Here is an 11,357-nt window from a genome sequence, read left to right on the forward strand (position 1 = left end):
CCCTACCCGTCCTGCTCGAGATCGGTGAAACGCAGGGACGGGGGCTCTGCGGCGAGCGCCGCGTCGAACCACCTGCCGTAGACGTCCTGGCGGCCGCGTTCCGCGAAGCGTGCCGCCAACCAGGGCGCCTGGCCCGCGCTGTCCGTGCACAGCGACAGGCTCACGGTCGCCCTGCCGTCGCACCATGCCTGTCGCAGCAGCGCGCGGACCTCGTCCACGGAAGGCCGCCCGCCAGCGCCGGCACGCGACCAGAAGTCGAGCACATTGAGGATGTGTGGCCATCGCGCATCGACCTCGCAAGCGAACCAGCAGCACGCCTCGCCGCGATCGTCGCTGAGCACGAGGTAGCGCACCGCCGCGCCCGCGGCACCGTCGAAGCGCCAGCGCAGCATGTCCGTTCCCCGCTCCGAAGTCAGGGCCTCGCCATGGCCGCCCTGCATCCAGAGCCGATCCATGCGTGCATCGCAGGCGTCGATCCACTCCCGGCGCAGCGTCGGCGCGCGCCATGCGGCAGGCACGTCCAGCAGGGCCTGGCCACGGTCGACCAGCCAGCCCGCGACCAGGGCCAAGGGCTTCGGCAGCTTTCGCGCCAGATAGGGCCCGTGGCGGATGACGCGTACCAGCCGCAGCATCTCCCCGACCGGTCGCAGGCCGGCGCGACGCAGGGCGGCACCCGCGCTTTCGCTGTTGCGCGGGATCCCATAGACCAGGTCGAAGCGGCCTGCGGCCTGGGCCAGCAGGCTCTCGAGCAGCATCAGTGCCGGCCCCAGCGACCTGTGCCCGTGATGGATCGCGAAATGCGCGAGCACGGCGGCACGGACCTCCCGGCCGCGGACGACCATGCGCCGCGGAGCCAGCGCGGCAACGCCCACGAAGCGGCCGGTGGCCACGTGTCGCACCAGGTGCATCACCGGCGCGCCGAACGGCGAACGTTCGCACAGCGCCTCGTAGCGCTGCTCGAGCATGTCGTCCGGGCCCAGGGTCCCGCTCCACGCTTCGATCGCGCCGGCGCGGAGATCAGTCTCCCCGGCGCCAACGACCATGTAGGCCGGCAAGCAGGTGGCGCCCTCCATGTTCACGCGGTGCAGGCCTGGTCGGGCTCGCCCATCAGGACCGGCGGCGCATGCAGGTAGCGCGTCGTGCGGCGCTTGTTCTCGATGTCGGCGTAGATCGCCGCGGCGCGCGCCGGCTCGATGCCCAGCGCGTGGCCGAGCTCCACGGCGTCGCGGCCGTGTTCGAGCGCCCACAGCGCGAGGTCCATCTCGCGGTAGCCGAGCGCGAAGTAGAACTCGTCCTGGCCCTGGGACAGGCTGTAGGTGTCGGTGGTCGGCACTGCGTCGCACAGCCGCGCGGGGAGCCCGAGGTGCCGCGCCATCGCGTAGACCTGCGACTTGTAGAGATGCGCGATGGGTTTGACGTCCGCGGCACCGTCGCCGTTCTTGACGAAGAACCCCTGGTCGTACTCCAGCCGGTTCGGCGTGCCGACCACCGCGTAGTTGAGGCGATCGGCATGGAAGTACTCCAGCGCCTTGCGCAGCCGCTGCTTGAAGTTGGTGGCGGCCACGATCTGCAGGTAGTCGGCGAGACCCAGGGTGCGCTCGTGGCGGCTTCCATCGGGGGCCTCGGCGAGCAGCCGGAAGATGTTGATCCGCCCTTCGGAGCCGCCATCAATGGCGATCTTGAAGCGCCAGCCCTCGCCATAGGCGGGCAGCGCCCGGCGTACCGCCGCGTCGCGCTGCTCGTAGCAGCCGATCGCGGCGAGCGCGGGAGCGATGTCCTTGGTCTCGCTGCGGATGCCGAGATGCTCCACCAGCAGCCTTGCGCGCGCTGCGCTGTCTTCGGCCGAATCGCGCTCGGGGAGGATCAACGCGAACACGCGTTCCGGACCGAGCGCACGCACCGCCAACGCGGCGCAACAGGACGAGTCGATGCCGCCGGACACGGCCACGACGAGCCCGCGGCGATGGAGTTCGCGCGCCGTGACGGCGCGCAGCCTGGCGGCGATGCGGTCGGCCTCGGCCTCCAGGTCCATGTCCAGCACATCGTGGCCGAGCGCGCTCATGACAGCACCCGCTCGGCGATCCGGTCGCCAAGCTCGACACGCCGCACCTTGCCGGAGGCGGTTCTGGGCAGCTCGCTTGCGAACTCGACCAGCCTCGGCACCTTGTGCGCCGCGAGCCTGGCGCGGCAGTGCGCGCGCACCGCGTTCGCGTCGAGCGTGCGCCCGTCGCCGACCACGTAGGCCTTGACCACCTGCCCCAGCACGTCGTGATCCACGCCGACCACGGCCGCCTCGACGACGCCGGGCAGCTCGATGAGGACTTCCTCGACTTCCAGCGGATGGACCCGATGCGCACCGGTCTTGATCATGTCGCTGCGGCGCCCGGCCAGGAACAGGAAGCCTTCGTCGTCGAGGTGACCCATGTCGCCAGTGCGCAGCCAACCCTCGTGCAGGACCGCGGCGCTCGCCATGGCGTCGTTCCAGTAACCGGACATCACGTTGTCGCCCTTGGCCCAGACCTCGCCTGCCCTGCCCGGCGGCAGCGGCGCGCCGGCCTCGTTGCGCACTTCAAGGGTGACGCCGGCGATCGCCTGGCCGGCCGAGCCGGGCTTCTCATCAAGCCGTGCCGCAGGCAACCACGCCAGTCGCGACGTAGCCTCCGTCTGGCCGTACATCACGATCAATGCCGCACCCGGCAGCGCTGCGCGCAGGCGGCGCGCGAACGCGGCGGGCAAGGCGCCGCCGGCATTGGTGAGGTAACGCAGGCTGGACAGGTCGTGCTCGGGGCGCGCCAGGTGGTCGAGGAGCAACGCATAGTTCGAAGCGACGCCCGAGAACCCGGTGGGGCGCTCGCGCACCATCGACTCCACCAACAGGTGCGGGAACATGGAATTCGTCTCCAGCACCACGCGCGCGCCGGCCGCGAGATGCGTGTGCAGCACGGACGCGCCGTAGGCATAGTGGAACGGCAGCACCGACACCACGCTGTCCGCCGCGCAAAGCCCGAGGAACCCGTTGATGGCGTCGACGTTCGCCGCGAAGTTCGCGTGCGTCAGCGTCACTCCCTTGGGGCTGCCCGTGGTGCCGGAGGTGTACATGATCGACGCCATGGCGCCGGCCGCACGCGATTCGGCCAGCGGCGCGACGCGCATCGCGTCGTCCCAGCCTGTCGCCACGGCGCTCGGCGGGCGGCCGCCGGGCACGATCCGGACCAGCGGTGGATCGCAGCGATCCGCTGCACCTTGTGCATCGGCGTTGTCCGGCTCGTGCACGATCATGCGCGCGCCGGCATGCCGCAGCAGTGCATGCAACTCGCGCAGCCGCGACTGCGGCGCCAGCGGAACCGCGATGCAGCCGGCGAGCCAGCAGCCGTAGCAGGCCACCACCGCCTCGATGGAGTTGGGCAGCACGATGGCCACGCGCTCACCGCTGCGGATTCCCTGCGCAACGAGCATCGCTGCGAAGCGCCGCACCTGGTCGGCGAGGCCGGCATAGTCGAGGCGCTCCACACCGGAGGCGATCGCGACCGCATCGGGCGTGGCACGCGCTGTCATCAGCAATCGTTGGGCCAAGGCGATCACGGCGGACTCAGGCGGTCGTCTTGCGCTGGAGGAATGCACTGATGGTGTCGATGGAGTCGAAATTGCCCGGCACCATTTCTTCCGCGTCGATGCGGATCCCGCAGGTGGCTTCGAGAAACTCGATCAACTCCAGGATCCCCGTGGAGTCGACGATGCCGCCGCGGATCAGGGAGGAATCGTCCGCGACAGCGGAGGCGTCGTCGGTGAACAGGAAGTTGCCCAGGATGAAAGGTTTGACGATCGTCTTGAAGTCCATCTGGCTCGCGTTGCCCCTGTCGGTTGGCGATGGGCATCCCGCAATGCAAACCTGCCCCTCTTGCATCCAGAGAACGGGGAATGCGGTGCAAACCGGCCCTGGGCAAGCGTGCACGCAGTGCCGCTACGCGATCGATGCGGCTCCCGTCGCCGCGTCCGGACGCCTCTGCCCCAGCATTTCCTCGCAGGCGGCCAGGGTGTCGACGGCGACCGCATCCCAGCCACGGCTGCAGTCGGCCGACATCGCGGCGGCATCCCAGGTCCTCGACATGGCCTCTGCCAACGCGCGCTCCAGCGCCCCGGCGTCGCGCGCCGGCACCAGCAGTCCATTGCCCGCATGGATGATTTCCCCCGCCCCGCCGACGTCGCTGGCAACCACCGGGCAGCCACACGCGATCGCCTCGACGACGACGTTCGGATAGCCCTCCGACCAGCTCGGCAAGGCCAGCACGTTCGACGCGGCGATCCATTCCGCCACCTGCCCCGGTTCCAGGCCGCCGGGCATGTGCACGCGATCCTGCAGCCCGGCAGCGGACACCATGGCGACCAGCTGCGAGCGCATCACGCCGTCGCCGACGAGCGCGAGCGAGACATCCGGGTCGCGCGCGGCCAGCGCGGCAAACGCCGCCAGCAGCTCGTGCATGCCCTTGGCTTCGACGAAGCGGCCGACGTATGTCACCAGCCTGGCGCGCGCATCGATGCCAAGCAGGCTTCGCATCCGGCCGCGGTCCCTCGGCCGGAACACCGCGGTATCGATGCCGTTGACGATCGTGCGCACCTTGTCCGGCTCCACGCCGTAGTCGCCGATCGCCGCGCGGCGCATCGCCTCGCTGACGGTCAGCACCGCGTCCGCGCCCCGCAGTGCCCGGCGGGTGAGGCGGCGGCTGATCCCCGACCGCACGTGGATGTCAGACCCGCGCGCGCCGATGATGCAGGCCAGCCCGAGCCGTCGCGCGGCCATCAGGGCCGCATAGCCATCCGGGTACACCCAGTACGCCAGCACGACATCGGGCGCGAAGGCCCGCAGCCTGGGCACAAGCGCCCATGCCCCGACCACGCCGTTGCTCGCACGCGAGATCCCGGGCAGTCCCGGATAGGTGTAGGGCTCCAGGTCGATGCCGTCGAGGCGGTAGTCGCCGCCGACGTGGCCCTGCAGGAAACTCCTGGGCGCCAGGCCGGGGATGCGCGGGTACCGCACCTGCGGGAAGAACACCCTGACCGTCGCCAGGCGCGACAGCGCGCGTGCGGTCTCGTGGATGTAACGCCCGCGCGTGAGGTCGTGCGGAACGGGAAGGATCGGCGTGACGATGGCGATGCGTCGCGCTGGCGGCCGTGCACGTGCGTCGATGGTCATAGTCTCGCCAGAAGCACCTTGAGGATGAGGTAGAACACGACCACCGCCACCCCCGAATACAGCACCCAGCGCACGAGGTCCTGCCTCAGCCGGAACGGGACCACGTCGGGCCAGCGCTGCCGGACATCGGTGAAGTGCGCGACCACCACGGCCGCCAGCAGGTAGAACAGGATCAGGTAGCTGCGGCTGAGGAAGAAGGCGCAGGTGGCGAAGCCGGCCAGCGACACCAGCAGCGTCCACGCAATCGCGCGGTCGGTCGCCCATGATTCCGCGGCCACGATCTCGTTCGCCACGTCGTCGGCGTCATCGCCGTCGCTGTCGCTGTCGCCGTCGGCAAGCTCGGGTGAATGCCGCACCACCCTGAGCATCATCCAGAAGCAGTAACCCACGAACGCCAGCCAGGGAATGAAGCCGACCAGGCCGTTCTCCGCCAGCACGAGGATCAGCGAGTTGTGCGCGGTCAGCGTGTGGTACTCCTCGAAGCTGCCCGTCCCCACGCCGAACAGCGGGTTCTCGACGAACATCCGGAAGCCTTCGTACCACGCCTCCACCCTGCCCGTGGCCGAACCTTCCTGGACATCGAGGTCCGTGAGCCGCGACGGCATCAGCCGCATGGTCGTCAGGCAGCCCGCCGCGATAAGCGCGGCCAGCATCGGCCCCCGGCGCAGCCAGACGTGAGCCCCCGCCATCACCACGACCGCGAGCATCGCGCCGCGCGAATTGGTCAGGTAGACGCCGTAGAGGAGGAACGCACCGACCGCGACCCACAGCAGGCGTCGCATCCCCATCATGCCGCCGCGGCTGCCCATGTAGACCGTCATCGGCAGGCAGATGACGAACAGCAATCCCAGGTCGTTCGGATCGCTGAAGATGCCCACGTACTGGATGCGTCCGTCCTCCACCAGCGGCATCCCGGTCCAGCCCACGCCGAGCGCCGACTGCTCGACGCCATGCCAGGCCAGCAACAGCGCGCAGAGGATGAAGACCACCATGACCTGCTCCGTCCGCCGCCGGGTGGTGATGGCATTGGCCAGCAGCACGAACGCGACCAGCGTGGGCATGAACTGCTTGTACTGCTCCACCGCACCGCCCAGCCAGCCGTTCACCGCCACTGAAATGCCCGTGGCGACGGTGAACAGCACCAGCAGCGGGTACTGCGGCTCGTCGAAGCGCTTGTTGCGCGAAGCGAGCCACGCCAGCACCGCGAGGATCAGCGCCACCGGCAGGAACGGCACGCCGGAATCCGCCCAGCGCGGATACTCCTGGGGGCGGATCAGGACAAGAATCAGGTAGGCGACGATGAATACGAAGGCGGGCATGGGTGGTTCCCGCTCACCACAGGCGGGTCGCGTCGCGGCGCGCGAACGCGATCGCCGCTTCCGCGGAATAGAGGTTCATGTGCAGGAACGCCGACAGCAGCCGGACCGGGAGCGATCGTGACAGCGCAGGCAGCACGCGGGCGAGCAGCAGCAGGAACCCCGCGGCGAGTGCCAGCCACAGGCACGCCTGGTAGAAGGTTCCGCGCGTGGCCAGTACGCAGGTAGCGGCGAGGAGCACGAGGATCGCCCATGGCGCCACCAGGCGCAGCAGCTTGTGGCTCACGAAGCGGAACCACAGCGGGTTGGCGGACGGGTCCAGCAGCCAGGGCGCCAGCTGGAGCAGCTGGAAGTTTCCGGCCAGCGTCCTGACCTTGCGCGCACGCTCCTGGGCCGGCGACGGCGATGCACGGTCCCAGGCGATGGCACGTTGCTCGAACACCACCCGGAACCCGCGCGCCGCGACCCGCATCGGCACCAGCACGTCGTCCAGCACGGTGCCTTCGGGGAGGGGTTCGAACAGGTTGCGCCGCAGCACGTACAAGGCGCCGGTGACACCGACCACCGAGCCACTCCGGCTCTCCGCCAGCCGCAGCATCTTCTCGTAGCGCCAATAGGCGTCGACGCTGCAAGCGAAACCCGATTCCGGGTCCTCGAAACACAGCTCGCCACTGGCCGCGCCGACGGCGGGATCGGCGAGGCGCGCGACCAGTGTGCGCAGCGCCTGCGGGTCCACCCGCTGGCGCACGTCGACCATCAGCAGCACCTCGCCGCGCGCCACGGCCACCGCGTCGTTGAGGCACGCGGCCTTGCCGCGCCTGGCGTTGGATTCGAGCACGTGCACGCGGGGGTCGCCAACCGCGCGGCATGCCTCGGCCGTGCCGTCGGTGCAGCCGTCGCATGCGACCACGATCTCGAGCCGGTCCCCCGGCCAGTCGAGCTGGAGCAGGTTGTCGAGCTTGGCGCGCACCAGCCCCGCCGCATCACGCACGACCAGGACCACGGTGACCATCGGCTCCTGCGCGGACCGGGCCTCGGGCAGCGGACGCAGGCACGCCAGCAGTCGCATCAGCAACGGGTAACCGGCATAGGTGTACGCCAGCAGCACGACGCAGGCCCAGAACACGCTGCTCACGGCGCTGCCGGGTACGCAGGGCTGTCGGCCCGGTCGGCGGTCAGTTGCGGGCGGATGGGCATCGACATGGCCTTCGGCTGCGGACGTGGCATTCCGTGCAATGACAACGCGCGGAATGCCTGCAACCGGCCATGGCCACGCGCGAACGGCAGCCACGTGCGGGCCGCTGGAATGTTCCGCTACTATCCGGCGGGGCCATCGCCAAGGGTGAGCACATGGGCAATGAAGCGTACCTGCAGCCGCGCGTCGTCGAGGACTTCGCCACGCGTTCCGCACTCACGCCCGCGGAAGTCGCCGCGCTCGGTGAAGCCTGGCCGCTGGTGCGCGGCGACGTGCTCGATGTCGGCGTCGGCGGCGGGCGCACCACCGGCTACCTGCATGCACTCGCGCGCAGCTATCGTGCGCTCGACATCTCGCCGGGCATGGTGGACGCCTGCAGGGCCAGGCATCCGGGGGTCGACATCCGGCTGGGCGATGCGCGCACGCTCGAGGGCATCGGCGACGCCAGCTGCGACCTGGTGCTGTTCTCGTTCAACGGCATCGACTACATCGCATACGAGGAGCGCGCGCAGGTCCACCACGCGGTGGCGCGCGTGCTGCGCCCGGGTGGCGCCTTCGTGTATTCGTCGCACAACATGCGCATCCTCGGCGGCGCGTTCCCCCCGGTCTCGCTGCCCGGCGTCAAGGTCACCGCCAACCCGCTGCGACTCGCGGTGCGGATTGCCAGGGCCATGGCCGCGCGCAGGACGCGCGAGGCCAACCGCAGGCGCCTGGCCGGGGACCAGGTCATGGCGCAAGGCCACGCCGTGGTCAACGACGAGGCCTACGACCACTCGTCGCTCACGGTATACGTGGACCCGGCGCATGAACTCGAAGCGCTGGCCGCGGCCGGCTTCGTCGACGTGGTGACCATCGCGGCCGACGGCCGGCGTGGCCTGGACGTGCTTGACGACCCCTGGATCTATTACGTCGCCTACAAGCCGGGCTGAGCTTCGCCTGGCGCGTTCAGCGCACGCCCAGGCGCGCCAGCGCGGCCAGCAGCCCGCAGGCGCGCGGAAAGCGCGTGGTCAGCTGGGCCAGCATCTCCAGGTCCTGCGCGCTCCACGACTTGAACAGGAACGAGCAGACGACCATGGCGACCGCATAGACCATCGCCGCCACCAGGCCGATCCAGGGGCCATCGCCCGCCCACCACACCAGCGCCGCCAGCGCGGCCGCGACCATGGCACAGGCGAATTGCCTGCCGATTGCCCGCCACGGCAGGCGCACCTGCATCGTGCGCGTCGCGGTGAGCACGATCGTGGTGAACATGACCATCTTCGCGATCAGGTGCGCGGCCACCGCGCCGTTCAGTCCGTAGCGGGGGACCAGCGCGAAGGCGAGGATCGCGCTCACCGTGACCGCCGCGATGGTGAGGATGACGCGCAGGCGCTGGTGGTCGGTCGTGGTCAACAGCGCGTTGAAGGCCCCCTCCATCAGGGTGAGGCCGGCGACAACCACCATCGCGCGGAACACGTTCACCACCGCCGCGTACTCGGGCCCGTACAGCAGCCTGATCGCCAGCTCCGCGCAGAGCACCCCGACGCCAGCCAGCACCAGGCCCATGAACAGGAAGTAGCGCACCGAGTTCGACAGGATCGGGTTCAAGCCGGCGGCGCCGCCACGGCCGTAGGAGTGCGCCATCGCCGGGATCAGGACCGCGGTGAGTCCGTTGACCAGCAGGTCGGCGCCGCCGCGGGTGATCGTGGCCGCGATGATGAAGAAGCCCACGGCCTCGGCGCCGACGGTCTTGTTGAGGAGGAAGGTCTCGACAGTGCGGTTGGAAAAAGTGGCCAACAGCACCAGCAGGACCGTCCAGGCCAGGTGGATGCGCAGGCGCCTTGCCATTGCCTGCTCGATGGGGCCCCGGGCGGGACGGATGGCGGTCCGCCGGATGAAGAAGAAGGTCAGCAGCGCATGGCAGATGCTCAGCACCACCAGCAGTTCGAGATAGGAATCCAGGGGCCGGCGCGCGACCACCAGGCCGATGGTGGCGAGCAGGCCCACCATGCCCAGGATGTTGGTGGTGTTGGCCTCGATGCTGAAATTGCCGTAGCCCTTGGCGACCGACGAATGCAGGAGGTAGAACGCCTTGGCCATGCCGCTGGCGAGCACGATGATGGCGAACAGGCCGATGCCGCCCTCCCAGCCGTCCGGCAGGGTGAAGCGCGCCAGGACCAGGAATGCGAGGCACGCCGCCAGCGTCGACAGCATGAAATAGCGCCGCAGCAATCCATAGACACGCGCGGCTCCCTCGCTGTCGTCGCGACCGAGGCACTCGGCGACGAACTTGATTCCGGTCGTGGTCAAGCCGTTGGTGCAGCCGACCACCACCATTCCCGACAACCACACCACGTAGGAGTAGCGGCCGTAGTCCGCGGGCCCGAGGCCACGCGCGGCCAGCATGCTGATCACCAGGCCGGTGACGTAGGTGACGTAGGTGGCGCCCGTGACGATCAGCGCGGAGCGGATCAGGGCATGGCTGCCGAAGGCGGACTTCATCCGCGACCGCCCGCCCACGCTCCTGCCGTGCGCCTTCGCCCCGGCGCGTCCTCGAGCACCTCGCCGACGAGATCTCCCAGTGCACCGGCCTGCCGCTCCGCCACGAAGCGGTTCCGCGCTTCCCAGGCGACATCCTTCAGCTCGGCCATCCGCGAACGGTCGGACAGCTGGCGATGCAGGTCGTCCGCGGACGAGAACGTGACCAGCGCTCCGTGATCGCGGAGATAGCTCTTGGAGGCCGCGTATCCGTGCCGCGGCAACGCCACCGGCGTCCCGCCCAGCACGCTGGAGATCAAGCGATCGGGGACGGTGAGATCGAAGCGGTCGGTGCGGCTGCACGCGTCCAGGTTGTAGGCGACCAGGCTGGCATCGAAGGCCGACATCCCCTCCATCAGCTGCAGGTTGGACAGCGGCTTGAACTGCACGCGATTGGGATGGCCGTCTTCGGTCTCCGGGGAATAGGCATGGTGCAGTTCGATGCCCGCGTCGAGCAGGCTCCCCATCAGTTCGCGGATGTCGTCGGCGCCATGGACGGTTTTCCCGGAGAGGTCGGTGCGCCCGACGTACACCAGGTTCGGCCGCGAGCGGCCCGGTTCCGCCCGCTGCGTGGGACGGACCGCGTCCGGCCAGCACGGCGCGACCACGCCGACCCGGGTGCGATGCCGGCCCAGGACGCGGCGCTCCAGGTACGCCGCCATCTCGGGCGTTGGACAGATCAGCGCGTCGATGCCCGGCAGGCAGCGGCGCAGCACCAGGTTCTGGCGCGCGATCCCGGCCGGCGATAGCGCCAGCGGAAAGCACAGCAGCATCAACATGGTCCTGAGCGCCGGCCGCGCGCGCCTGATCGCAACGATGTCCGCCAGCGGCAGCGTGCCCCAGTGGAACACCAGCACGTCGGCGCGGCTCGCGTCGATGGCGTCCAGCACATAGCGCATCCAGGACGGGTCGCGCGTCCCCCAGGCGATGTCCATCGCCCGCGCCACGCGACCGCGGCGGTCGCCGCCGTCGCGCGAGAGGAAGGTGTGGGAGTCATCGGCGCTGGCTGCCTCGATCGACAGCGTCGAGAACATCGCCAGCAGTGACTGGCGGTGGAGGATGTCCGGGCCGATCACGCAGGCACGTATGCCGGCCAGGCCGGGGCGCGTCGGCATCCGCTCACTGACCATCGGCATCC

The 11,357-nt window shown here is 69.7% G+C and carries 10 protein-coding genes; 1 reads left to right on the forward strand and 9 read right to left on the reverse strand.

From position 1 onward, the window contains the following. Positions 1 to 2: 2 nt before the first annotated feature. From JHB91_RS04885 to JHB91_RS04915, 7 genes are all read right to left on the reverse strand, one after another. Positions 3 to 1,079, reverse strand: coding sequence for a hypothetical protein (locus JHB91_RS04885; RefSeq protein WP_199471864.1), 1,077 nt, complete (start codon positions 1,077 to 1,079; stop codon positions 3 to 5). Further along, positions 1,076 to 2,062, reverse strand: coding sequence for an NAD(+) synthase (nadE, locus tag JHB91_RS04890; protein WP_199375451.1), 987 nt, complete (start codon positions 2,060 to 2,062; stop codon positions 1,076 to 1,078). The genes JHB91_RS04885 and nadE overlap by 4 nt, the downstream gene beginning before the upstream one ends. Beyond that, positions 2,059 to 3,555, reverse strand: coding sequence for a class I adenylate-forming enzyme family protein (locus tag JHB91_RS04895; protein ID WP_199471866.1), 1,497 nt, complete (start codon positions 3,553 to 3,555; stop codon positions 2,059 to 2,061). Before JHB91_RS04895 ends, nadE begins: the two co-directional genes overlap by 4 nt. A gap of 34 nt (positions 3,556 to 3,589) precedes the next feature. Next, complete coding sequence (locus tag JHB91_RS04900) at positions 3,590 to 3,838, reverse strand: acyl carrier protein (RefSeq protein ID WP_199375449.1); 249 nt, start codon at positions 3,836 to 3,838, stop codon at positions 3,590 to 3,592. Positions 3,839 to 3,961: 123 nt separating this feature from the next. Further along, positions 3,962 to 5,191: a glycosyltransferase gene (locus tag JHB91_RS04905; protein ID WP_199471868.1), complete on the reverse strand. Its 1,230-nt coding sequence runs from the start codon at positions 5,189 to 5,191 to the stop codon at positions 3,962 to 3,964. Beyond that, complete coding sequence (locus tag JHB91_RS04910) at positions 5,188 to 6,510, reverse strand: O-antigen ligase family protein (protein ID WP_199471870.1); 1,323 nt, start codon at positions 6,508 to 6,510, stop codon at positions 5,188 to 5,190. The genes JHB91_RS04905 and JHB91_RS04910 overlap by 4 nt, the downstream gene beginning before the upstream one ends. A gap of 13 nt (positions 6,511 to 6,523) precedes the next feature. Then, positions 6,524 to 7,642: a glycosyltransferase family 2 protein gene (locus JHB91_RS04915; protein WP_343225055.1), complete on the reverse strand. Its 1,119-nt coding sequence runs from the start codon at positions 7,640 to 7,642 to the stop codon at positions 6,524 to 6,526. 215 nt (positions 7,643 to 7,857) lie between these two features. Here JHB91_RS04915 and JHB91_RS04920 point away from each other — a divergent pair, with 215 nt between their 5' ends. Then, a complete protein-coding gene (locus JHB91_RS04920; protein WP_199471872.1) occupies positions 7,858 to 8,631 on the forward strand; it encodes a class I SAM-dependent methyltransferase in 774 nt (257 codons plus the stop codon). A gap of 16 nt (positions 8,632 to 8,647) precedes the next feature. On the opposite strand, the gene JHB91_RS04925 is transcribed toward JHB91_RS04920, so the two are convergent. Both JHB91_RS04925 and JHB91_RS04930 read right to left on the reverse strand, forming a co-directional pair. Beyond that, a complete protein-coding gene (locus JHB91_RS04925; protein ID WP_199471875.1) occupies positions 8,648 to 10,183 on the reverse strand; it encodes a polysaccharide biosynthesis C-terminal domain-containing protein in 1,536 nt (511 codons plus the stop codon). Beyond that, positions 10,180 to 11,355, reverse strand: coding sequence for a glycosyltransferase (locus JHB91_RS04930; RefSeq protein WP_199471877.1), 1,176 nt, complete (start codon positions 11,353 to 11,355; stop codon positions 10,180 to 10,182). The genes JHB91_RS04925 and JHB91_RS04930 overlap by 4 nt, the downstream gene beginning before the upstream one ends. Between the last annotated feature and the right edge of the window lie 2 nt (positions 11,356 to 11,357).

The sequence above is a fragment of the Luteimonas sp. MC1828 genome (assembly GCF_016461615.1).
Lineage (GTDB): Bacteria > Pseudomonadota > Gammaproteobacteria > Xanthomonadales > Xanthomonadaceae > Luteimonas.